Below are 24,081 nucleotides of genomic sequence, written 5' to 3' on the forward strand. Positions count from 1 at the left end.
GCTGGTGCTGTCGTCGCTGCGGGTGCCGCCGGCGGCTGCGAGGCTGAAGGCTCGGGCTCGGGCTCGGGCTCGGGCTCGGGCTCGGGCTTCAAGGATAGCCTGTCAGCGCCATCGTCTGAAGGCATGGCATCTGAAGGCGCAGCATCCACCCGGGCAGGCTCGACTGACGGGGATGCCGTGGTCTCACTGGCATCAGTCAGACCACGGCTGGCGGCTTTTTTGCCGTGGGGTGCTGGCTCGTCTCGCTTGCCTCGCTCGGCTCCGGGGCCGGAAGCGCGATCAGCGCGTCTGGCGGCACGGCCTGTGGCACGTGACCCGACATGAACAGTCGCTTGACCGGCCCGAAGCTCTTGCGATGCAAGGTGAGGATGCCATGTTCCTCGATGGCGGCCTGATGCTCGCGGGTCGGGTAGCCCTTATGACGCGCGAAGCCATAGACGGGGAAGCGTGAATCCAGCGCCGCCATCTGGGCGTCGCGATGCACCTTGGCCAGAATCGAGGCCGCGCCGATGGCGGCGTGGCGCAGATCGCCCTTCACCACCGCCATGCCGGGAATCTCGTGTCCCGGCAGGCGGTTGCCATCCACCAGCAGGTATTCCGGACGCACGCCCAGTGCATCGATGGCGCGCCGCATGGCCAGGTGCGTGGCCTGATAGATGTTCAGCTCATCGATCTCGTCACTGGTGGCCTCGGCGATCGCCCACGCCCAGGCACGGGCCCGAATCTGCTCGTAGAGGGCCAGACGCTTCTTCTCGCTGAGCTTCTTGGAGTCCGTGATGCCCTCGATGGGGTCATTCGGGTCAAGAATCACCGCTGCCGCCACCACCGGGCCGACCAGCGGCCCACGCCCGACCTCGTCGATACCGGCCAGCAACTGCCCCTGATAGGGAATCACCAGCGGCGGAAAATCATCGGCGGGTTTACGCTTGCGCGCAGAAGGCGTGGTGGCGTGGCTGTCGGCAGAGTCGGTCATGATATCTCGAGGCGTAAGACAACAGGCAGAGCGCCAATGCGATCTGCCTGTCGAAGTGATTCAATCAAGGGTAGCGCAATGTCTGGCGGCGACACGCGGGATCAGCGTCCGGCCAGTTCACCGATGGCGATGGCGGCCGCGGCGCTGGCATCACAGGTCAGTTCACGATGCATGGCGGTGAAACGCTCACGCAGTTCCCGTTGGCGGGCGACGTCACCGGCGGCACGCGACAGCAATGGCGCAAGGCTTTCCTCGATGGACTCCGGCGTGGCGGCGTCCTGGATCAGCTCCGGCACCAGCGTCTCGCGGGCGATCAGATTGGGCAGGGAAATCCACTCGGTCTTGACCATATGCCGCGCGATGCGATGCGTCATCGGCGCCATGCGATAGGCCACCACCATCGGACGATGGCACAGCAGACACTCGAGCGCCGCTGTGCCGGAAGCCAGCAGCACGGCATCGGCGGCGGTCATCGCTTCACGCGATTGGCCATCCACCAGATGAATGCGGCTGCGATCCAGCCCTGCGCGCTCCGCCATCAGGGACTCGAGCTCGGTGCGCCGCAGCGGCGTGGCCGCCGGGATCACCACCTCAAGGCCGGGGTAACGCTGACAGAGACGCTCGATGGCGGCCAGGAAGGTCTCGCCGAGAAAGCGGATCTCGTTGGCGCGGGAGCCCGGCAATACCGCCAGCAGCTGCACTTCCAGGTCGATCCCCAACTGCCCACGGGCAGCAGCGCGATCATCCTCGAGCGGCAACTCATCGGCCAGCGGATGGCCGACGAAGGTCACCGGCACCTGATGCTCACGATAGAAGGCGGCCTCGAAGGGCAGGAAGGTCAGCATGCGATCGACGGCGCGGCGAATGGTCTTCACGCGCCCCTGACGCCAGGCCCACACGGAGGGGCTGACGTAGTGCGCGGTGGTGATTCCCTGCTTGCGCAGGCGCAGCTCGAGTCCCAGATTGAAGTCCGGGGCATCGATGCCGATCATCACGTCGGGCTGCCACTCAAGGGCGTCGCGCAACAGATGGCGACGCACCTTGATCAGCGCCGGCAGATGCTTGAGCACCTCGACCAGCCCCATCACCGACAGCGTTTCCAGCGGGTAGAGGCTGTCGAAGCCCTCGGCCTGCATGCGCGGGCCGCCGATGCCACGGAACTCGACATCGGGATAGCGCGCCTTGAGCGCGCGCATCAGGCTGGCACCGAGGATGTCACCGGAGAGCTCGCCGGCTACCAGGTAGATGCGCATGCTCAGCGAGTCAGACCGCGAGTGGACGCCTTGAGCGAGGCGATGAAGACATCGCGCTCGGCCAGTGGCGGCTCGGCTTCCAGCTGTTCGAGAGCCTGGGCCAGCGTCAGGCCCTGACGGAAGACCGTCTTGTAGGCCGTGTTCAGCGCGGAGATGGTCTCGCGGCTGAAGCCACGACGCTTGAGGCCGACGCTGTTGAGGCCATGCGCTTCCGCCGGATGGCCATTGACCATCACGAAGGCCGCGATGTCCTTGGTGATGATGGAGCCACCACCCGCCATGGCATGTTCGCCGATATGGCAGAACTGATGCACCGCCGACAGGCCACCCAGGATGACGTGGTTGCCGAGATGGACATGACCACCCAGCGTCGCCTGATTGGCCATGATGCAGTCGTCACCGATGATGCAGTCATGGCCGACATGCGAGTAGGCCATGAACAGGTTGCGACTGCCGATACGCGTGAGGCTGGCATCCTGGACGGTGCCGCGATGCAGGGTCACGCCCTCGCGGATGACGTTGTCATCCCCGATTTCCAGACGCGTCGGCTCACCGGCGTACTTCTTGTCCTGACAGTCCTCGCCCACTGACGCGAACTGGAAGATACGGTTGCGCTCACCGATGACGGTGGTGCCCTTGATGACGACATGCGGCCCCACCACCGTGCCAGCGCCGATCTCGACATCAGCCCCGATCACGCAGAACGGGCCGACCTCGACATCATCGGCCAGGCGGGCGCCGGGATCGACAATGGCAGTAGGATGTATCAAGCGACCTTCCTCTCGGCACAGATGATTTCGGCCTCGCAGACCAGATCGCCGTCGACCTTGGCCTGACAGGCGAATTTCCAGATGCCACGCTTCTCGCGCAGCACGCGGGCGCTGATCTCGAGCTGGTCACCCGGCATCACCGGGCGCTTGAAGCGCACATTGTCGCTTCCGACGAGATAATAGATGTAGCCATCGGCGGGACGTTTGTCGACGGTCTTGAAGCCGAGAATACCCGCCGCCTGAGCCATGGCTTCCACGATCAGAACGCCCGGCATGATCGGGTGCTCCGGGAAGTGACCATTGAAGAACGGCTCATTGATGCTGACGTTCTTGCGCGCGACGATGAACTCGCCAAGGGTCAGGTCCATGACACGATCGATCAGCAGGAAAGGATAGCGGTGCGGGAGATACTCACGGATCTCGTTGACGTCCATAACCATTGGCTTGCAACCTCTGAAATAACGAAATGCCTGCCGCTCGCGGGCAGGCATGTAATGACGGTCCGGACCGCCGTTCGGGCAATGGCGCGCATTATAGCGTCCTTGCGCGTGGCTGGCAGCCGCTCATTGCCCGACAGTGCGCCAAGCAGGTGCGAGACTCTGCTCTGGACAGGTACTACCCGGGCTTGCAGTACTACTTGTCCTTCAAACTCTTCTCGACCTGATTCAAGCGTCGCGCCAACTGATCCAACTGCTTGAAACGTACGGCATTTCTGCGCCACAGGCCGTTGTCCATCGCGCCAGTACCGGAGGAATAGACGCCCGGCTTGGTGATGGAGTTGGTCACCAGACTCATGCCGGTCACCTGCACGCCATCGGCGATTTCCAGGTGCCCCGCCAGCCCCACGCCACCGCCCATCAGACAGTAGCGACCGACCTTGGTGGAGCCGGCGATGCCGACACAGCCCGCCAGCGCCGAGTGGTCACCGATCTGCACGTTGTGCGCGATCTGGACCTGGGAGTCGATCTTGACGTCATTGCCGATGATGGTGTCGCCGAGCGCGCCACGATCGATGCTGGTGCAGCTGCCGACTTCGACATCATCGCCGATCAGCACGCCGCCGAGCTGGGCGATCTTGTGCCAGCCCTTGCCATCGTGGGCAAAGCCGAAGCCATCGGCACCGATCACGCAGCTGCTATGGAGTACTGCGCGCGCCCCTATCACCACGCCATGATAGAGCGTGACATTGGGGTGCAGCAGACAGCTCTCGCCCAGCACGCTGTCAGCCCCGATCACGCAACCCGCGTGAATGCGCGTATTGTCGCCGATGCTGACGCCCGGACCGATCACGACCTGCGGGCCGACCTCGACATTGGCCCCCAGGGTTGCGGTCTCGTCGATGACGGCACTGGCGTGCACGCTCGCCTGAGGCTCGACCGCCAGCGGATCGAACAGACGCGACAGCTCAGCGTAGGCCAGATACGGATTGTCCAGCACGAGGGCATTGCCCTTGCACTCTTCAAGATGGCTTTCATGCAGCAGCACGGCAGTCGCGGCGGTTTCCCCGAGATACTTGAGGTAGGCGCGATTGGCGAGGAAGGCGATATCGCCGGGCTCAGCATCGACCAGCGTCGACAGGCCGGTGACCCGGACAGCCGGGGCACCGACGAGACGAGCGCCCAGCCGCTGAGCCAGATCCTCGAGAGTGTAAGAGAATTGTCGCTTTTTCATTCTGTCTCTGGGCGCTGAGCGCCTCTGGCTCGCATTCGCGTTGGCATGCTCGGATGCAACACATCCCGCACGCTTTCGCGCGCGGGATGCACTCAGTTGAGCGAGTTGAACACCTGAGTCACTTCATTGGTCAGGTCCATACCGTCCTTGCTGTAGACCGTCGCATTGCGGTCGACCAGCAGCTCGATGCCATGCTTGTCGACGACCTGCTGGATGGCCTTGTCGAGCTTCGGCTTGGACTGCTTGAGGAAGGTCTGCTCCGCCTGTTGCTGCTGCTGCTGGACCTGGCCACGCAGCTGCTGGAACTGGCCGCCCTTCTGGCGCAGCTGCTGCTGCACGGACTGACGCTCGGAATCGGACATCACGGCGCCGTCCTTCTGCAGCTTGGCCTGCAGGGATTCCAGTTCCTTGGCGAGTGCCTTGGCCTGGTCCTGCTTGCCGGCCAGCTGATTCTTGAGCTGGTTCATGGAAATCTTGGCAGAGTCGGAACTCAACAGCGCCTGGCGCCAGTCGAGGACCGCGACTTCGGTGGCCTGTGCCAGCATCGGAGTCGCCATGGCGGCAAGGCCACCAGCCAGACACAGGGCGCGGGTCAATTTACGCATCACACAAACTCCTTGTAGGCCTGTTGTTCAGTCACTGATGACTCAGCGACCGACGGTGCGAGGACCGGCGACGGAACAGGGACAGCGCCGCCGGTGGTCGTGACGAAGGCCGCACCGGCTCAAGCGGGTGCGGCCTCGTACGGCCTTAGAAGGTCTGGCCCAGCGAGAACTGGAAGATCTCGGTGTCATCGTCGTCATCGTCACCGATCGGCTGGGCGACACTGAAGGTCAGCGGGCCTACCGGCGTGATCCACGACAGGCCGATACCGGCACTGTAATTCAGCTCGCCCAGGTCGACACCGCTTTCACAGCTGCTGGTGTCACTGGAGCTCACGTCGTAGCACGACGTCAGATAGGTGTTACCGGCATCGACGAAGAACGACGGCTGCACAGAGCGCTTGTCCTTGATGAAGGGCATCGGGAAGATCAGGTCCACCCCACCTTCGATCAGGATGTTGCCGCCGATGGTATCGTCGTCACCATCGTTCTGTTCGGTGGTGGACTGCCCCAGGGTATTGGAGCTGTAGCCACGCACGCTGCCCAGGCCGCCGGCATAGAAGTTCTTGAAGAACGGATAGGTATCGCCGGAGAACGAGTTGGCATAGCCCAGCTCGGTACGGAACTTGAGTGACCAGTCCTGACTCAGCTCGAAGTACTTGGATCCCTTGTAGCGGAGCTTGTAGTAATCCGCATCGGAACCCGGCACCGCCACTTCCAGCGACAGCAGCTGAGAGCTGCCCGCCGTGGGCAGGATGCCACGGTTGAGGTTGTTGCGTGACCAGCTGGCCGTCAGCTTGTAGAGGTTGAAGTCTTCGCCTTCATCCTCGATGAACTGGGTGACCTCCGCCGGGCTGTCGTCGAAGTCCTTGACGCGCACGAACTCGTAACCGCCGCCGAAGTTCAGACGTGACAGCTCGTTGATCGGGTAACCGAAGTTGATCCCGCCACCGAAGCTGTCGGTCGCGTAGCTGGCGACGTCGTCATCATCGTCGTAGTCCACCTTGCGGTAGAACATGTTGTAGCCGCGCGAGATGCCATCCAGCGTCCAGTACGGGTCGGTGTAGCCGAAGCTGACGTTGGTGTAGTCATCCGACTTCTGGGCGTTGATGTTGACTTCGTTACCGGTGCCCAGGAAGTTCTTCTGCGACAGGCCCACCCCGTAGATGACACCGTCACCCTGGGAGAAACCGACCGACGCCGAGATCGAGCCCGACGGCTGCTCCTCGACGTTGTAGTTGACGTCCAGCTGGTCCGGCTCGCCGGCGACAGGACGCGTGTCGACATCGACCTGCTTGAAGAAGCCGAGGCGTTCAAGCTTCTGCTTGGACTGCTTGATCTTGTCGGTGGAGGCCGGTGCACCTTCCAGCTGGGTCATCTCACGACGCAGCACTTCGTCTGCAGTGGTGGTGTTGCCCTTGAAGTTGATGCGACGCACGTAGGCACGCTTGCCGGGATCGACCGCGAAGGTCAGATCGACGGTGTCGCTCTCTTCATTGACCTCTGGCACCGCGTTGACCTTGGCGAAGGCGAAGCCGTCGGCACCCAGTGCCTGGCGCAGCGCCTCGCTGGAAGCGGTCACATCACGCTGGGAATAGAGGGCATCCGGGGCGAGCTTGACCAGATCGCGGGCGCGCTCTTCCTTCATCTTCAGGTCACCGGCAAAGCCGATATTGCCGATCTTGTACGGCTTGCCTTCATCGACGTTGATGGTGACGAAGATCTCGGACTTGTCCGGCGAGATGGACACCTGGGTCGAGCGCACCTGGAAGTTGACGTAACCGCGATCGAGATACCAGGACTTGAGGGTCTCGATATCGCCGGTCAGCTTCTCACGCGAGTATTCATCATCGGAGAACCAGCCGAAGAACCAGCTCGGCTTGTCTTCCAGCTCCAGCTGTTCGCGCAGGGTCTCGTCATCGAAGGCATCGTTGCCAACGATGTTGATCTGATGAATCTTGGCGATCGCGCCTTCCTTGACGTCGATGTTGACCTGTACGCGGTTACGCTCGAGTTCCTCGACGGAGGTCTCGATACGCGCGCTGTAGCGGCCCTGAGCCTGGTAGACACGCTCGAGCTCACGCTGCATCTCTTCCAGCGTGGAGCGCTGCAGAACCTGACCCTCGGCCAGCCCTGCTTCCTTGAGGCCCTTGCGCAGGTCTTCGTCGGGAATCTGCGAGTTGCCGTCAATCTCGATCTTGGAGATCGTCGGACGCTCGACCACATCGATGATCAGGACATCGCCATCACGCTTGAGACGGATGTCGTCGAACAGGCCCGTGTCGAACAGCTGACGCGCAGCCGAGGACAGGTCCTCTTCTTCCACATTCTGATCCGCGGAGACGGGGAAGGCGTTGAAGACGGTGCCCGCAGACACGCGCTGGAGGCCCTCTACCCGGATGTCCGAAATTTTAAAAGATGCGGCCAAGGCGCCCTGACTGGCCCCGAGCAGCGCAGCTGCCAATCCAATGGTCTTGAGTTTCATGCAGTCGCTTCGCTTCTCTGGATTCCGCCCGCTTGGGTGAACAGGCACCTTATACACAACCCCCTGCAACTGACAAGACAGCTACGAGTGAGGATCGGCAATCGGGGCCGAAGTCGTGTGGGCATGATGACGGGAGTTGATCGCATTGACCAGCCCGTGCAATGAATTGACCCCCATGGGCATCGACAGTTCAGATTCGGTTCATCCTGCGGGAGCCATCACGTGCTGATGGCTCCCCGAATCCGTCACCAAAGACGCATGAGATCGAAGTAGATGGCCATCAGCATGAGGGAACCGACCAGCGCCATGCCGATCTTCAACCCCGCATTCTGGACCTCTTGCGAAAGTGGTTTGCCGCGCACGGCTTCCACCAGATAGAACAGCAGGTGCCCGCCATCCAGCACCGGAATCGGCAGCAGGTTCAGGACACCCAGGCTGATGGAGAGATAGGCCATGAAGCCGAGGAAGGCCTCGAGGCCGGAGCGCGCCGTGTCGCCGGCGATACGCGCGATGGTGATCGGGCCAGACAGGTTGGACGGTGCGATCAGGCCGACCAGCATCTTGCGGATCGAATCCAGCGTCAGCACCGTCATCTCGCCGGTCTTGCCGACGGCCTGCCCCACTGCCGCCAGCGGCCCGAAGCTGAGCTCGCGCTGGTACTGCTCGGGCCAGCTGACGTTCTCGACGCCGGCACCGACCTGCCCCACCACACGCCCGTCATCGAGCGAATTGCTGGCGGGGGTCAGTGACAGCGTCTCTTCCTTGCCATCACGCGCCACCAGCACCGACAGCGTCTCGCCCGGCGCACCGCGCACGCGCTCGACGAAATCGATCCAGTCGACCACCAGGGTGCCATCGATGCTGACGATGCGGTCACCGGCCTGCAGGCCTGCCGCCTGAGCGGCACCACCGTCCAGCACACGCCCCAGCACCGCCGGCAACTGAGGACGCCAGGCCGTGATGCCCAGCGTCACCAGCGGACGCGGCGGATCCTGATCGACCAGGAAGCGTGTCACGTCGAGGGACTGCTCACGCGTGGCGCTGGCACCCTCGGCACGTGTGGTGAGCGTCAGGCTGTCATCGCCGATCGCACCGATCAAGCGCAGGTTGACCTCATCCCACGAGGGAGTGGCCTGACCATTGATGGCGACGATCTCGGTCTTCGGCGCAAGGCCGGCGCGGCCAGCCGGCGAGTCCGGTGCCACGGCACCGACCATCGGCACCACCGTGGTGGTACCGGCGACGAACAGCGCCCAGTAGGCGACGATGGCCAGCAGGAAGTTGGCCAGCGGGCCCGCCGAGACGACGGCGATACGCTTCCACACCGACTTGGTATTGAAGGCCAGATGACGCTCGGCCGGATCGACCGGCCCTTCGCGCTCATCCAGCATCTTGACGTAGCCACCCAGCGGGATGGCGGCGACCCCGTACTCGGTGCCGTGGCGATCGGTCCATGACCAGAAGGGTTTGCCGAAGCCGATGGAGAAGCGCAGCACCTTGATGCCGCAACGACGCGCGACCCAGAAATGACCGTACTCATGGATGGTGATCAACACCCCCAACACGACGATCACGGCAAGAATATTCTGGATCACACCCATCACGCGCTCCTGGAGATTGGTGCCCGAGATGGGCAGCCTGCCTTGCCACGCTCACGAAGAAAGTGACAAGACAGTGCAAGATAGGATTTCAGGGCCCGGCGAGGGCCAACTCGGCGGCAGCCAGCTCACGCGCCGCCGCGTCTTCGGCGAGAATCACCTCGAGGCCATCCACCGCCAGTGGCGGACGCGCCTGCATGACGGCCTGCACCACTGCCGGGATTCGATCGAAGGCCAGGCGACCCTCGAGGAAGGCGGCCACGGCCACCTCGTTGGCGGCATTCATCACCGCAGGCCAGGTGCCGCCTGCCGCGATGGCCTCGCGCGCCAGCCGCAGACACGGGAAGCGCGTCTCGTCGGCGGCACGGAAATCGAGGCGCGCGACCTGAAACAGGTCCAGCGGCTCGACGCCGGCATCGATACGCTCCGGCCACGCCAGCGCATAGGCGATCGGCGTACGCATGTCCGGATTGCCCATCTGGGCCAGCACCGAGCCATCACTGTAGGCCGCCATCGAGTGAATCACGCTCTGGGGATGCACGACCACCTGAATGTCGTCCGGCCCGCAGGCGAACAGCCAGCAGGCCTCGATCAGCTCCAGGCCCTTGTTCATCAGGGTGGCGCTATCGACGGAAATCTTGCGCCCCATCGACCAGTTGGGGTGCGCGCAGGCCTCGTCCGGTGTCACCGTGGCCAGCCGCTCGGCAGGCCATTCGGCATCATCGCGGAACGGGCCGCCGGAGGCGGTCAGCAACAGCTTCTCGACGCCGATCGGCGCCAGGCCATCACGATGCTGGGCCGGCAGGCACTGGAAGATGGCATTGTGCTCGGAATCGATCGGCAGCAGGGTCGCCCCGTGCTGCTTCACCGCATCCATGAACAGCTGCCCGGCACACACCAGCGCTTCCTTGTTGGCCAGCAGCACGCGCTTGCCGGCCCGCACCGCCGCCAGCGTCGGCAACAGACCAGCCGCACCGACGATGGCGGCCATCACGCTATCGACTTCAGGCGCCTCGCTGATGTCGACCAGCGCCTGCTCACCGTGGCGTACCTCGATGGGCGTGCCCTGATAGCTCTCGACGCCCTTGAGCGCCTCACTGAGCCACGCAGCCGCCTCGCGCGAGGCGATCACCGCCACCTGCGGGCGATGCGTCAGGCACAGTTCCAGCAGCGCCTCGTGACGCGTGGCAGCGCTGAGCGCATGCACCCGATAGCGCTCGGGATGGCGCGCGATCACATCCAGGGTGCTGGACCCGATGGAGCCGGTCGCGCCAAGGATGGTGATGCGCTGCAACGCAGGCGCCTCATGAGGAGTCTCGTGGTTCACGCTCACGTTCACATTCGTGCTCACGCACCACCTCCCAGCACCCACGGCAACAGCAGGGCAAACAGCGGCACCGCTGCGGTCAGGCTGTCGATGCGGTCCATCACGCCACCATGACCGGGCAGCAGATGGCTTGAGTCCTTCATCTGACGCTGGCGCTTGAACATGCTCTCGAGCAGGTCACCCAGCACCGAGACGGCCGTCACGCCCAGCGTGACCAGCAGCAGCGGCAGCCAGTCGGCCAGCCCCGCCAGCGCATAGCCGGTCGCCAGCAGGCCGGTGGCCACCAGACCACCGTAGACGCCCTCCCAGGACTTGCCCGGGCTGACGCGCGGCGCCAGCTTGCGCTTGCCGAAGCGCTTGCCGGAGAAGTAGGCACCGATATCCGCCGCCCACACCATCAGCAGCACATACAGCAGCCACTCGCCGCCACTGGCCTTGAGCTGCACGAAGCCGAACCAGGTCGGCAGCAGTGCCAGCACGCCGACGCCCAGCCGCACGCCGGTCGCCTGCCATTCCTGACTGGCGGCCGGATAGCGCATCACCCAGCGCAGATTGACCAGCCATGCCAGTGCCGCCAGATACAGCGGCCAACGCGCAAGAGCGCCATCAAACTGCCAGACCAGCAGCATCAGCACGCTGAGCACCAGCGGGAACAGCAGACGCGCCATGCCGGCACGCACGCCAGACAGGTTGGACCACTCCCAGGCGGCCAGCGCGACGACAGCCCCGGTGAAGGCGGCAAAGGCGGCACCGTCGAGGCCGAACAGCCCCCACAGCGCCAGCGGCGCGAGAATGAGCGCGGTGATGATTCGTTGTCTGAGCACTAGAGCCCCTCGGCGTCGAGTTGTTCGCTGGTCATGCCATAACGACGCTGACGCAGGGCGTAGGCGCTGAGCGCTTCATCGAAGGCCGCCGCATCGAAATCAGGCCACAGTACGGGCGAGAAATAGAACTCGGCATAGGCCAGCTGCCAGATCAGGAAGTTGGAGATGCGCTGCTCACCGCTGGTGCGGATACACAGATCCACCTCCGGCAGTTCGCTCAGGCACACTTCCGCCCCGAGACGTGACTCGTCGATGTCCGCGGCCTTGAGCTCGCCGCGCTCGACCTGCTCCGCCAGACGGCGGGCGGCCTCGGCGATATCCCAACGACCGCCATAATTGGCGCAGATCACCACGTGCATGCCGCGATTGCCGCGCGTCATGTCTTCGGCGCTCTGGATATGCTTTTGAATCGAATTGGAAAAACGGCTGCGCTCGCCGATGACCGAGAGTCGGATATCGTGGCGATGAAGCTTCTTGACCTCGCGCTTGAGCGCCAGCAGAAACAGCTCCATCAGCGCACTGACTTCATTGGCCGGGCGCTTCCAGTTCTCACTGGAGAAGGCAAACAGGGTCAGCACTTCCACGCCCTGCTCGGCAGCGCGACGGATGGTACTGCGGACGGTTTCGGCACCGGCGCGATGGCCGCGTATGCCAGCCCAGCCGCGGGACTTCGCCCAGCGGTTGTTGCCGTCCATGATGATCGCCACATGGCGTGGCGTGGAGGGGGAATTCGGTGACGTCATGGGGTCTCGCTACGAGCACCGGATGCCGCCGGCAAGCGCCGGCGGCAGACCCGATCAGACCTGCATCAGGTCGGTTTCCTTGTGCTCCAGAGCACTGTCGACTTCCGCCACATACTTGTCGGTCAGCTTCTGGATCTCGTCTTCTCCGCGACGTGCATCGTCTTCGGAGATGTCCTTGTCCTTGAGCAGGCTCTTGATGTCGCCATTGGCGTCACGACGCACATTGCGGAGCGCCACGCGGGCGTTTTCCGCTTCTGCACGCGCCTGCTTGGTGTAACCGCGACGCGTCTCTTCCGTCAGCATCGGCATCGGGACGCGAATCACGTCACCGGCGGTGGACGGGTTGAGACCCAGGTCAGAAGTCATGATGGCCTTCTCGACCTTCGGCACCATGGGCTTTTCCCACGGCACGACAGTCAGGGTGCGCGCATCTTCGGTGGTGATGTTGGCCACCTGATTCAGCGGTACCTGGCTACCATAGTAATCGACCGTCACGGCATCCAGGATGCTGGGATGCGCACGACCCGTACGGATCTTGCCGAAGGCGGCACCGAGGGACTCGATGGTCTTCTTCATGCGTGATTCGGCGTCTTTCTTGATGTCGTTGATCACAGTCTTACCCTCTATCAATCAGCGTGCCTTCCTTGCCACCCACCACCAGGTTGAGCAGCGCGCCTGCCTTGTTCATGTTGAACACCCGCACCGGCATGTCATGGTCACGTACCAGGCAGATGGCGGTCAAATCCATCACGCCAAGCTTCTGGTCCAGCGCATCATCGTAGCTGAGGCTGTCGTACTTCACGGCATCCGGGAACTTGACCGGGTCCTTGTCGTAGACACCATCCACCTTGGTTGCCTTGATGACGGCATCCGCGTCGATCTCGATACCGCGCAGACAGGCAGCGGAATCGGTAGTGAAGAACGGGTTGCCGGTACCGGCGGAGAAGATGACCACATCGCCAGACGTCAGATAACGGATGGCGGTACGGCGATCATAATGTTCTACCACGCCACTCATCGGGATGGCAGACATCACGCGTGAACGGATGTTGGAGCGTTCCAGCGCATCACGCAGCGCCAGACCATTCATCACGGTCGCCAACATGCCCATATGGTCACCGGTCACACGCTCCATGCCGACTTCCTGCAGGGCTGCGCCACGGAACAGGTTGCCGCCACCGATGACGATGCCGACCTGGACGCCGATGCCCACCAGCTGACCGATTTCCAGCGCCATGCGATCCAGCACCTTGGGGTCGATGCCGAAATCGCCATCGCCCATCAGGGCCTCACCGGAAAGCTTGAGCAGTATGCGCTTGTACTTGGCATTGCGTTCAGCGGAAATGGTGGCCATGCGAATCTCTCCTGATACTGACATACGGGGAACGGGGCGGCCCGAAGGCGGGGGCCAGATACACGATGGCGTGCGACTATGCGCACGCCATCATGAGAAGCGAAAACAGTCAGCCCTTACGCGCGGCTGGCCTGCTCACGGACTTCAGCTGCGAAGTCGACTTCTTCCTTCTCGATACCTTCACCGACTTCCATGCGTACGAAGGATACCACTTCACCACCGGCTGCCTTGACGAACTCGGCGACGGTCTGGTTCGGATCCTTGACGAACGGCTGTTCGGTCAGGCTGTTCTCAGCCAGGTACTTCTTCAGACGACCCTGGGACATCTTCTCGGCGATTTCCGCCGGCTTGCCTGCCATGTCCGGCTGAGCAAGGATGATGGCCTTTTCAGCGTCCATCTGTTCCTGCGGCATGTCGGACGGACGTGCACAGACCGGGTTGACGGCTGCGACGTGCATGGAGACGTCCTTGGCTGCTTCACCAGTACCGCCGTTCAGCAGGGTCAGCGCAGCGATGCGGCCGCCGTGGACGTAGCCACCGACGACGCCGCCAGCCGGCGCTTCGACCAGCTCGGCACGACGAACGGAGATGTTCTCACCGATCTTCTGAACCAGCTGACCACGGGTGTCTTCCAGCTCGCCTTCCATCAGGGAAGCGATGTCGGTGTTCTTGGTAGCGAACACACGATCGGCGATCAGCTGGGTGAAGGCCTTGAAATTGTCATCACGAGCGACGAAGTCGGTCTCGGAGTTGATTTCGACCATCACGCCGTAGCTGGCGTCGTCGGCGACCTTGATGACGATGGCGCCTTCAGCGGCCACGCGGCCAGCTTTCTTGGCGGCCTTCAGGCCGGAGTTCTTGCGCAGGTTCTCGATCGCCAGCTCGATGTCGCCACCGGCTTCGGTAAGAGCCTTCTTGCATTCCATCATGCCGAGCGCAGTACGCTCACGCAGTTCCTTGACCATAGATGCGCTGATAGCTGCCATGGGATGAAACCTCTGTCGTGTCGACGTCTTTGAATACGGGAATTCGGTCACGACCGCTGAACGGTCGCAAATGAGGGGGCCGTGGCCCCCTCATTGCCTGACCTGACTGCCACCTGGCTAGGCCATGCCGCACTTAGTGTAGCGCAGCGTTTGTGACAGTCAGATCAAGCCGCCAGGATCACTCTGCTGCGTCTTCTTCAGAAGCAGTTTCGACGAACTCACCGGCCAGCTCTTCTTCCTTGTTCTTGCCACAGGCGCCTGCAATTGCCTGGACATAGATCTGGATGGCGCGGATGGAGTCATCGTTACCCGGGATGACGTAGTCCACGCCGTCCGGGTTGGAGTTGGTATCGACGACGCCGATGACCGGGATGCCCAGCTTGTTGGCTTCGTTGATCGCGATGCGCTCGTGGTCAACGTCGATCACGAACATTGCGTCCGGCAGGCCGCCCATGTCCTTGATACCGCCGATGGAGCGCTCGAGCTTGTCCTGCTCACGAGTGGCCATCAGGACTTCTTTCTTGGTCAGCTTCGCGAAGGTACCGTCTTCATGCATCTGCTCGATTTCACGCAGGCGCTTGATGGACTGACGGATGGTCTTGAAGTTGGTCAGCATGCCGCCCAACCAGCGATGGTTGACGTACGGCTGGCCAGCCTTGCGAGCTTCTTCCTTGATGATCTTGCCGGCAGCGCGCTTGGTGCCCACGAACATGATCTTGTTGCCATTGGCAGCCATCTTCTCGACCACTGACACGGCTTCGTTCAGCGCCGGCAGGGTGTGCTCGAGGTTGATGATGTGGATCTTGTTGCGAGCGCCGAAGATGAACTTGGACATCTTCGGGTTCCAGTACTTGGTCTGGTGACCGAAGTGTGCGCCTGCCTTGAGCAGATCGCGCATGTTGACTTGCGCCATGTGAATATCTCCTGGATATCGGGTTGGGCCTCCACGTCCCCCATGGATCCGACCGCTTGCGCGGCACCCGGGACCATGTGACGGAACGTGTGTGGATTGGGGTTATGTACGTCAGTCCTTCAATCTCGCCTCGGCCAGGCGCCCGGAGGTGGCCGATCGAGGAGAATTTGCAGGAAAGCGCGCGGCTTTATACCATAGCTCGACCACGATATGAAGTCGCCACTGCCCGACGCGGCATGCGATGCGTCGCGCCATTCCCCCGTCACGCGCGGCCTGGCGGCGTTTCATCCCTCTTATCTCCTGCCTCGAGTCCTCATGAACATTCCCATCAAGACAGCTGAAGAAATCGACAAGATGCGCGTCGCCGGCCGTCTGGCGGCTGAAGTGCTGGAGCTGCTCGACGAGCATGTCCGTCCCGGCGTCACCACGGGCGAGCTCAACCGCATCGCGCACCACCACATCACCGAAGTTCAGGGCTGCATTCCGGCACCGCTCAACTACCACGGCTTCCCGAAATCGATCTGCACCTCGATCAATCACGTGGTCTGTCACGGCATCCCCGATGACAACAAGAAGCTCAAGAAAGGCGACATCCTCAACATCGACATCACCGTGATCAAGGACGGCTATCACGGCGACACCTCGAAGATGTACATCGTCGGCGAGCCGAGCATCCAGGCCGAGCGTCTGTGCCGCATCACCCAGGAATGCCTCTATAAAGGCATCGAGCTGGTACGCCCGGGCGTACGCCTGTCAGAAATCGGTCGCGCGATCCAGAAGCATGCCGAAGCGGCAGGCTACAGTGTCGTGCGTGACTTCTGCGGCCACGGCATCGGCGCCGGCTTCCATGAAGACCCGCAGGTGCTGCACTATGACGGCTACGAAGCCCGTGCCGACGCCGAGCTTCTGGAAGGCATGTGCCTGACCATCGAGCCGATGGTCAATGTCGGTGGCTACAAGGTGAAGGTCCTCAAGGACGACTGGACAGCCGTCACCAAGGACAAGAGCCTCTCGGCCCAGTGGGAGCACACCCTGCTGGTCACCGCCACCGGCGTCGAGGTACTGACACGTCGCACGGAAGAGGACCTCTCCTTCCTCGAGGGTTGATCAAGATGCTCCTGCACCACTATCACTTCGTCGAGCGTGAAGCGCTCTACGATGCCGTCACCTTCGACGGCGAGCTGGCCACGACGAAGACACCCATCCCGCTGTTCAAGCGGGCTCTGGCACAGGTACAGGAGCGTCTCGAGGCTCGCTTCAAGGCGGGTGCCGACATCCGCGACCTCATCCATGGTCGTGCCCGCGCCATCGACCGCCTGCTGGCCATCGCCTGGCAGCGCCAGACCTGGCCGGATGACGGCATCGCCCTGCTCGCCGTGGGCGGCTACGGCCGCGGCGAGCTGCACCCGCACTCCGACATCGACCTGCTGCTGTTGCTGGAGCAGGACGACGACACGCCCTATCGTGAGGCGCTGTCCGACTTCATCACCTTCCTGTGGGACATCGGTCTCGAGATCGGCCAGTCCGTGCGCTCGCTGAGTGACTGCGAGCGTGAGGCACGCGCCGATGTCACCGTGATCACCAACCTGCTGGAATCCCGTGTCATCGCCGGCCCGCAGCGGCTGCGCGAGGCCATGCGCGAACGTCTGGCCACTGACCGTCTGTGGCCGGCCGAAGCCTTCTTCGAGGCCAAGTGGCAGGAGCAGATCGCTCGCCACCACAAGTTCGCCAACACCGAATATCACCTCGAACCCAACATCAAGTCGTCGCCCGGCGGCCTGCGCGATATCCAGATGATCGGCTGGGTCGCCAAGCGCCACTTCGGGGTCGAGCGCTACGACAACCTGGTCGCGCTGGGCTTCATGAATGATGCCGAACTACGCATTCTCAGCCAGGGCCAGGCCTTCCTGTGGCAGGTACGCTTCGCGCTGCACATGCTGGCCGGACGCGCCGAGGACCGGCTGCTGTTCGACCACCAGCGCACCATCGCCGAGCTGTTCGGCTTCCGCGACACGCCCGAGCATCTGGCGGTCGAGCAGTTCATGAAGCGCTACTACCGCCATGTCACCGCCCTGGCGGGCCTCAACGACATGCTGCTGCAGCACTTCGACGAGGCCATCCTGCGCCATGACGAGCCGGTCAACATCGTGCCGCTCAATCCGCGCTTCGAGATCCGCAGCGGCTACATCAGCCTGCGCGAGGAAGGCGTGTTCCGCCGCCGCCCCGCCGCGCTACTGGAGCTGTTCCTGCTGATGGCGCAGCACCCGGAGATCGAGGGCGTGCGCGCCGACACCATCCGCGCGCTGCGTGATCATCGCCACCAGATCGACGACGCCTTCCGCGACGACGTGCGCCACCAGAGCCTGTTCATGGAGCTGATGCGCTGTGGCGGCAACGTGCCCCGCGTACTCAAGCGCATGGCGCGCTACGGCATCCTCGGCAAGTACCTGCCGGCCTTCGGGCGCGCCGTGGGGCTGATGCAGCACGACCTCTTCCACGTCTACACCGTCGATGCGCATACCCTGCGCCTGCTCAAGGTCGCCCAGGAATTCCGTGCCCCCGATGCCGAGGAGGAATTCCCGGTCGCCGCGACCCTGATCCGCGAGCTGCCCAAGCTGGAGCTGCTGTGGATCGCCGGGCTCTATCACGACATCGGCAAGGGCCGTGGCGGCGACCACTCCGAGATCGGTGCCGAGGAAGTCGAGGACTTCGCGCGCCGTCATGACCTCAGCCCGCGTGACACCCGCACCCTGAGCTGGCTGGTGCGCCACCACCTGCTGATGTCGATGACCGCCCAGAAGCAGGACATCGCCGACCCCGAGATCATCACCCGCTTCGCCGAGATCGTCGGCGACGAGACGCACCTCGATTATCTCTACGTGCTGACGGTGGCCGACATCAACGCCACCAACCCGTCGCTGTGGAACGGCTGGCGTGCGGCACTGCTGCGCCAGCTGCACATGGAGACGCGCCGGGCGCTGCGCCGTGGCCTCGAGCATCCGCCGGAGCGCCACGAGTGGATCACCGAGACCCGTGAGGAAGCGCTGTCCCTGCTGGCCGGCATGGGCACCACCCGCACTGACGCCGAGGCGCTGTGGGCCAGCCTCGGCGACGACTACTTCGTGCGCTATGCCCCCAGCGAGGTGGCCTGGCACACCCAGGGGATCCTGGCGCGCCAGGCAGCCCCGCAGCTCGACGAGCATGGCGAGCCGCTGCCGCTGGTACTGACCAGCGCGCCCACCGAGGAGATGACCGAAGGCGGCACCAAGGTCTTCATCCACACTCGCTCGGTGGACAACCTGTTCGCCGCCACTGCCGCGGCGCTGGAGCAGCTGGGGCTCTCGATCCACGATGCGCGCATCGCCACCTCCAGCCACAACTGGACGCTCAACACCTTCATCCTGCTCGACGATGACGGCGAGCCGATCCGCGACGCCGCACGCCTGGCCGATATCCGTACCCATCTGGTCGAAGAGCTGGATGACCCGGATGACTACTCGGTGATCGTCAATCGCCACACGCCGCGCCAGCTCAAGCACTTCCGCATCGCGCCGCGCATCACGCTGAGTCAGGACTACACCAACGGCCGCAGCGTGCTGGAAGTGATCGCCTCGGACCGCCCGGGCCTGCTGGCGCGCATCGGCCGCGTGTTCATGGAGCACGAGATCGCCATCGATGCCGCCAAGATCGCCACCCTCGGCGAGCGCGTCGAGGATATCTTCTTCATCACCGACCGCGCCGGTGAACCCATCACCGACCCCGAGCGCCAGACACGCCTGCGTGACGCCCTCACCGAAGTCCTCGAGGTCGGCGAGCGCGGCTGAGACGCGCGACGGCGCGTGACGGCGCGTGACGGCGCGTGACGGCGCGTGACGAGAGTACAGAGGGAAAGCGCCGGCCGGCACCCCGCGATTGAGGGGACCGGCCGGCTTCCCTATAATCGCGAGTCGACCTGCATGGCAGTCCGGTGACTCGCGGACGCCTTCCTCCCTGCTCGGCCGGCAGCCTGACTGCCACGGCCATCACCCATGGAACGTGCATGAACCCGGATCTCGACCAGCTCAAGCCCTACCCGTTTGAAACCCTGGCCAAGCTGCGCGAGGGCGTCGTGCCCAATCCCGCCCTGGACCCGATTGCACTGACCATCGGCGAACCGCGTCACGCGCCGCCCGAGTTCGTGCTCGACACCCTGCGCGAGCACATCATGGGCGTGGCCAAATACCCCGCCACCGGCGGTCTGGGGGAATTGCGCCAGGCAATCGCCGACTGGCTCGCGAAGCGCTTCTCGCTCAATGCCACGCCGGATATCGACCAGCAGGTCCTGCCGGTCACCGGCACCCGCGAGGCACTGTTCGCCTTCATCCAGGCCTCGCTGGACAGCAGCCGTCCAGCGCGCGTACTGGTGCCGAACCCCTTCTATCAGATCTACGAAGGCGCGACGCTGCTGGCCGGCGGTGAGGTCACCTACCTGCCCTGCCCCGCCGAGAATGGGTTCCGCCCCGACTACGCGGCGGTGCCGTCCGAGGTGTGGCGTGACACCCAGATCGTCTTCGTCTGCTCGCCGGGCAATCCCACCGGCGCCGTGACACCGCTGGAGGACTTCCAGCAGTTGATTCGCCTCGCTGACGAGCACGATTTCCTGATCGCCTCCGATGAGTGCTACTCGGAGCTCTATCTCGACGAGTCCACGCCGCCGCCGGGACTGCTGCAGGCCTGTGCCGCCATGGGCCGCGATGACTATGCGCGCTGTGTGGTCTTCCACTCGCTGTCCAAGCGCTCCAACCTGCCGGGCCTGCGCTCCGGCTTCGTGGCCGGCGATGGCGAGGTGATCCGTCGCTTCCGTCACTACCGCACCTATCACGGCTGCGCGATGCCGTTGCATCACCAGTACGCCTCCATCGCCGCCTGGAATGATGAAGCCCACGTGCTGGCCAATCGCGATGCCTACCGCGAGAAGTTTGCCGCCGTGACCGAAATCCTCGCGCCGGTGATGGACTTCCCGACTCCGGAAGCCAGCTTCTACCTGTATCCCGCCGTGCCCGGCGGTGACGACGCCGCCTTCACCCGCGAACTGCTGCGTGAAGAGGCGGTCGGCGTGCTGCCGGCAAGCTACATGGCGCGCGAGGTGGACGGCGTGAATCCGGGCGCCGGACGCATTCGTCTGGCGCTGGTGGCCGAACTGGAACAGACCGTCGAAGCCGCCCAGCGCCTGCGTCGCTTCGTCGAGCGCCTGCGCTGAGTGCCAGGCCTGCACGGGCTGACAGCAGCCCAACACTGGATGACAGCCCCGCCCGGCGGGGTGGATTGGCTCAAGGAGACCGCCATGCACGTGCTCTACGGCATCAAGACCTGTGATACCTGCCGCAAGGCGCGCCGCGCCCTCGACGACCGGGGCGTGCCCTATCGCTGGCATGACCTGCGTGAGGATGGCCTCTCCGCCAGCCTGCTGGAATCCTGGCTGGAGCAGACCGCCTGGAGCAGCCTGCTCAACAAGCGCAGCACCAGCTGGCGCAACCTGAGCGATGAACAGCGTGACAGCCTCGATGCCAACTCGGCACGCGCATTGATGCTGGAGCACCCGACCCTGATCAAGCGTCCCATTCTCGAGCGTCATCCCGCCGACAATGAGATGGATCTGGTGATCGGCTATGACAAGGCGGTCTACGAACCGCAGGACTGAGTTACCCCTTACACCACTGGACACCCCGGAGATTGACACGATGTTGAGCCTTGCCCTCGGAATCGGCACCCAGAACACCACCGGCGACTGGCTGGAAGTCTACTATCCTGCCCCGCTGTTCAAGCCGACCGCTGCCGTTGCTGACGCCGCTCGCAAGGCACTGGACGCACCGGCTGGCACCACCGCCACCAGCTTCCTCCCGGAACACTGCGCCGCCCTGGCCAGCGCCCTGCGCGACGCCGGTGACAGCGCCCAGGCCGAACTGGCCGAGAGCCTGGCCGCCAGCCAGCGCCCGCTGGTCGCCATGTTCATCGAGGAAGACGCCGCCCCGCAGAGCGTGCCGGAGGTCTACCTCAAGCTGCACCTGCTGTCTCACCGCATGGTGCGTCCGCACGGCATCGACCTGACCGGCATGTTCGGTCTGCTGAAGAATGTCGCCTGGACCAGCGAAGGCGCCATCGACATCGAAGAGCTGCCGGCGCGTCGCCTCAAGGCCCGCCTGGAAGGTCGCACCCTGTCCGTGGACTGCGTCGACAAGTTCCCGAAGATGACCGACTACGTGGTGCCGACCGGCATTCGTATCGCCGATACCGCACGCGTGCGTCTGGGCGCCTACCTGGGCGAAGGCACCACCGTGATGCACGAAGGCTTCTGCAACTTCAATGCCGGCACCGAAGGCCCGGGCATGATCGAAGGCCGCATCTCCGCGGGCGTCTTCGTCGGCAAGGGTTCTGATCTGGGCGGCGGTTGCTCCACCATGGGCACCCTGTCCGGTGGCGGCAACATCGTCATCAAGGTCGGTGAAGGCTGCCTCATCGGCGCCAATGCCGGTATCGGCATCCCGCTGGGCGATCGCTGCACCGTGGAAGCTGGCCTCTACATCACCGCCGGCACCAAGGTCATGGTCTTCGACAACGAAGGCCAGGAAGTCGAGACGGTCGCGGCCCGTGAGCTGGCCAGCCAGGACGACCTGCTGCTGCGTCGCAACTCCGTCACCGGCCGTGTCGAGTGCCGCACCAACAAGAGCGCCATCGCGCTCAACGATGCCCTGCACGCCCACAACTGAGGCGCGTGACGATGGCCTGTCAGGGGCTACACCTCTGGCAGGCCGTCGTGGCATTTCCCGGCTCGGGCAGCAGTGTCCGAGCCGGCGTGAAGACACTTCGTCTCTCCCCCCGAATTTCGCGCTGTCGCTCCTCGCGATGACGCCTGCAGCGATGGCCCATGATGACTGATTCAAACGCACCGCTTCCGCCACGCCCCGCCGATCTGTCTCCGACGCTGGAGCTGGCCTTCGATCTCATCTCACGCCCCTCGGTCACGCCGGACGACCTGGACTGCCAGACCCTGATGATCGAACGCCTCGAGGCGCTGGGCTTCACCATCACGCGGCTACCCTTCGGCGATGTCGACAACTTCTGGGCGGTGCGCGGCCATCATGGTCCGGTGCTGGCCTTCGCCGGCCACACCGATGTCGTGCCGACGGGCCCGGAAGCCAACTGGCAGTATCCGCCGTTCTCGCCGTGCATCGACGATGCCGGCTTCCTGTGTGGCCGTGGCGCCGCCGACATGAAGGGTTCGCTGGCCGCGATGCTGACCGCCACCGAGCGCTTCGTCACCGCCAACCCGGATCACGAAGGCCGCATCGCCTTCTTGATCACCTCCGATGAGGAAGGCCCGGCGGTTCACGGCACCCGTGCGGTGGTCGAGTATCTGCGCGAGCATCACGAGCGCCTCGACTACTGCATCGTCGGCGAACCGTCCTCCACCGACTACGCCGGTGACGTGATCAAGAATGGCCGTCGCGGCTCGCTGGGTGCGGTCATGCACGTCAAGGGCATCCAGGGCCATGTGGCCTACCCGCATCTGGCGCGCAACCCGATCCACGAAGCCGCCCCGGTGCTGGCCGCCCTGGCCGCCGAGCATTGGGACAACGGCAACGACTTCTTCCCGGCGACCAGCTTCCAGATCTCCAACATCCGTGGCGGTACCGGCGCGACCAACGTCATTCCCGGCGAGCTGGAAGTGGTCTTCAACTTCCGCTACTCCACCGAACTGACCGCCGATGACCTCAAGCGTCGCACCTATGAGATCCTCGAGAAGCACGGTCTGGACGTCGAGATCGAGTGGAACCTGAGCGGCGAGCCCTTCCTGACGCCGGAAGGCGCGCTGGTCGATGCCGCCATCCACGGCGTGGAACGCGCACTGGGGCGCAAGCCGGTGCTGTCCACCTCCGGCGGCACCTCCGATGGTCGCTTCATCGCCACGCTCGGCACTCAGGTCGTCGAGCTGGGGCCGGTCAATGCGACCATCCACAAGATCGATGAACGCGTCATGGCCAGCGATCTGGACCGACTCTCCAGCGCCTACGAGCACATCCTGGAATACCTGTTTGTCCCCGCGACCCAAGAGACCACGGCATGAGCGACACCCCGCACAATGACGCCGATGAGCAGTACCCGGACATCGAGATCTACCTCAAGCCCTTGAGCCTGGAAGCACTGGGCGCCTGGCTGGGCGAGCAGTTCGGTCAGGTCGTCGTCTTCCAGCCGGCCGGCAAGCTGCAGCACCGTACGCGCCTCACGCGTGATGGTGCCGAGATCGCGGTGCTGGTGGTCGAGAAGGTCGCCGATGGCTTCGCCAGCCTGTGGTTCGACAGCGCCAGCACCCCCTGGGCGCGCGATGTCGACTGCGCACGCGCCGCCGCCCGGGCCCTGCAGGTCGAGACGCGTTGCTCGCTGGGCAGCTGGCAGCCCGGTGATGAGCCGGACCGCTTCTTCCGTGTCATGGCCGACGGCAGCGAAGAGGCCTTCACCTGGCCGGACAAGGGCTGAGTGACCCGTCTCTTCTGGTGAGACAGACCATGAAACGACAACGCCCCGCAGGCTAGCCTGCGGGGCGT

21 protein-coding genes and 1 pseudogene are annotated in these 24,081 nt (G+C 64.0%); 7 read left to right on the forward strand and 15 right to left on the reverse strand.

The features are described from left to right. Window positions 1-328 precede the first annotated feature (328 nt). The 15 genes and pseudogenes from rnhB to rpsB form a co-directional block, all read right to left on the reverse strand. Window positions 329-973 (reverse strand): annotated as a pseudogene (rnhB, locus tag QD356_RS15465) (ribonuclease HII); the annotation flags it as partial. A 101-nt stretch (window positions 974-1,074) separates the two neighbouring features. Continuing rightward, window positions 1,075-2,226 carry a lipid-A-disaccharide synthase gene (gene lpxB / locus QD356_RS15470; protein WP_192839166.1) on the reverse strand — a complete coding sequence of 384 codons (1,152 nt, stop codon included), beginning with the start codon at window positions 2,224-2,226 and terminating at the stop codon, window positions 1,075-1,077. A 2-nt stretch (window positions 2,227-2,228) separates the two neighbouring features. Next, a complete protein-coding gene (lpxA, locus tag QD356_RS15475) occupies window positions 2,229-2,996 on the reverse strand; it encodes an acyl-ACP--UDP-N-acetylglucosamine O-acyltransferase (protein WP_043333008.1) in 768 nt (255 codons plus the stop codon). Beyond that, a complete protein-coding gene (fabZ, locus tag QD356_RS15480; RefSeq protein WP_043333010.1) occupies window positions 2,993-3,436 on the reverse strand; it encodes a 3-hydroxyacyl-ACP dehydratase FabZ in 444 nt (147 codons plus the stop codon). Before fabZ ends, lpxA begins: the two co-directional genes overlap by 4 nt. 193 nt (window positions 3,437-3,629) lie before the next feature. Continuing rightward, complete coding sequence (lpxD, locus tag QD356_RS15485; protein WP_192839167.1) at window positions 3,630-4,667, reverse strand: UDP-3-O-(3-hydroxymyristoyl)glucosamine N-acyltransferase; 1,038 nt, start codon at window positions 4,665-4,667, stop codon at window positions 3,630-3,632. A gap of 92 nt (window positions 4,668-4,759) precedes the next feature. Next, window positions 4,760-5,272, reverse strand: a complete 513-nt coding sequence (locus QD356_RS15490; protein WP_043333014.1) for an OmpH family outer membrane protein — start codon at window positions 5,270-5,272, stop codon at window positions 4,760-4,762. A gap of 145 nt (window positions 5,273-5,417) precedes the next feature. Continuing rightward, on the reverse strand, window positions 5,418-7,754 hold the full coding sequence (gene bamA, locus QD356_RS15495) for an outer membrane protein assembly factor BamA (protein ID WP_192839168.1): 2,337 nt from the start codon (window positions 7,752-7,754) through the stop codon (window positions 5,418-5,420). Between the two features lie 245 nt (window positions 7,755-7,999). Continuing rightward, complete coding sequence (rseP, locus tag QD356_RS15500; RefSeq protein WP_043333016.1) at window positions 8,000-9,355, reverse strand: sigma E protease regulator RseP; 1,356 nt, start codon at window positions 9,353-9,355, stop codon at window positions 8,000-8,002. An 88-nt stretch (window positions 9,356-9,443) separates the two neighbouring features. After that, window positions 9,444-10,646, reverse strand: a complete 1,203-nt coding sequence (gene ispC / locus QD356_RS15505; protein ID WP_192839201.1) for a 1-deoxy-D-xylulose-5-phosphate reductoisomerase — start codon at window positions 10,644-10,646, stop codon at window positions 9,444-9,446. Window positions 10,647-10,699: 53 nt separating this feature from the next. Beyond that, window positions 10,700-11,503, reverse strand: a complete 804-nt coding sequence (locus tag QD356_RS15510) for a phosphatidate cytidylyltransferase (RefSeq protein WP_192839169.1) — start codon at window positions 11,501-11,503, stop codon at window positions 10,700-10,702. Beyond that, window positions 11,503-12,246: a polyprenyl diphosphate synthase gene (gene uppS / locus QD356_RS15515; protein ID WP_043333020.1), complete on the reverse strand. Its 744-nt coding sequence runs from the start codon at window positions 12,244-12,246 to the stop codon at window positions 11,503-11,505. Before uppS ends, QD356_RS15510 begins: the two co-directional genes overlap by 1 nt. 54 nt (window positions 12,247-12,300) lie before the next feature. After that, the gene (gene frr, locus QD356_RS15520; RefSeq protein ID WP_043333023.1) at window positions 12,301-12,858 is read right to left on the reverse strand and encodes a ribosome recycling factor; all 558 of its coding nucleotides are present in this window, start codon (window positions 12,856-12,858) and stop codon (window positions 12,301-12,303) included. A 4-nt stretch (window positions 12,859-12,862) separates the two neighbouring features. After that, a complete protein-coding gene (gene pyrH / locus QD356_RS15525) occupies window positions 12,863-13,600 on the reverse strand; it encodes a UMP kinase (protein ID WP_225347344.1) in 738 nt (245 codons plus the stop codon). Window positions 13,601-13,716: 116 nt separating this feature from the next. After that, window positions 13,717-14,586 carry a translation elongation factor Ts gene (gene tsf, locus QD356_RS15530; RefSeq protein ID WP_043333025.1) on the reverse strand — a complete coding sequence of 290 codons (870 nt, stop codon included), beginning with the start codon at window positions 14,584-14,586 and terminating at the stop codon, window positions 13,717-13,719. 178 nt (window positions 14,587-14,764) lie between these two features. Beyond that, on the reverse strand, window positions 14,765-15,499 hold the full coding sequence (gene rpsB, locus QD356_RS15535) for a 30S ribosomal protein S2 (protein ID WP_043333027.1): 735 nt from the start codon (window positions 15,497-15,499) through the stop codon (window positions 14,765-14,767). A 315-nt stretch (window positions 15,500-15,814) separates the two neighbouring features. Between rpsB and map the strand changes: the two genes are divergently transcribed. The 7 genes from map to QD356_RS15570 all read left to right on the forward strand — a co-directional run bounded on the left by map (window position 15,815) and on the right by QD356_RS15570 (window position 24,013). Next, window positions 15,815-16,606, forward strand: coding sequence for a type I methionyl aminopeptidase (gene map / locus QD356_RS15540; protein WP_175089677.1), 792 nt, complete (start codon window positions 15,815-15,817; stop codon window positions 16,604-16,606). Between the two features lie 5 nt (window positions 16,607-16,611). Next, entirely contained in the window at window positions 16,612-19,323 is a 2,712-nt protein-coding gene (locus QD356_RS15545; RefSeq protein ID WP_043333097.1) for a [protein-PII] uridylyltransferase, read from the forward strand. A gap of 215 nt (window positions 19,324-19,538) precedes the next feature. Continuing rightward, the gene (gene dapC, locus QD356_RS15550) at window positions 19,539-20,738 is read left to right on the forward strand and encodes a succinyldiaminopimelate transaminase (RefSeq protein ID WP_192839170.1); all 1,200 of its coding nucleotides are present in this window, start codon (window positions 19,539-19,541) and stop codon (window positions 20,736-20,738) included. A gap of 39 nt (window positions 20,739-20,777) precedes the next feature. Continuing rightward, a complete protein-coding gene (locus QD356_RS15555; RefSeq protein ID WP_318833295.1) occupies window positions 20,778-21,179 on the forward strand; it encodes an ArsC family reductase in 402 nt (133 codons plus the stop codon). Between the two features lie 40 nt (window positions 21,180-21,219). Continuing rightward, window positions 21,220-22,245 carry a 2,3,4,5-tetrahydropyridine-2,6-dicarboxylate N-succinyltransferase gene (gene dapD, locus QD356_RS15560; protein ID WP_077377814.1) on the forward strand — a complete coding sequence of 342 codons (1,026 nt, stop codon included), beginning with the start codon at window positions 21,220-21,222 and terminating at the stop codon, window positions 22,243-22,245. A gap of 158 nt (window positions 22,246-22,403) precedes the next feature. Continuing rightward, window positions 22,404-23,603, forward strand: coding sequence for a succinyl-diaminopimelate desuccinylase (gene dapE, locus QD356_RS15565; protein WP_225996629.1), 1,200 nt, complete (start codon window positions 22,404-22,406; stop codon window positions 23,601-23,603). Further along, window positions 23,600-24,013, forward strand: a complete 414-nt coding sequence (locus QD356_RS15570; RefSeq protein ID WP_043333036.1) for a hypothetical protein — start codon at window positions 23,600-23,602, stop codon at window positions 24,011-24,013. Before dapE ends, QD356_RS15570 begins: the two co-directional genes overlap by 4 nt. Window positions 24,014-24,081 lie beyond the last annotated feature (68 nt).

It is taken from the genome of Cobetia sp. 2AS, from assembly GCF_029846355.1.
GTDB lineage: Bacteria > Pseudomonadota > Gammaproteobacteria > Pseudomonadales > Halomonadaceae > Cobetia > Cobetia amphilecti.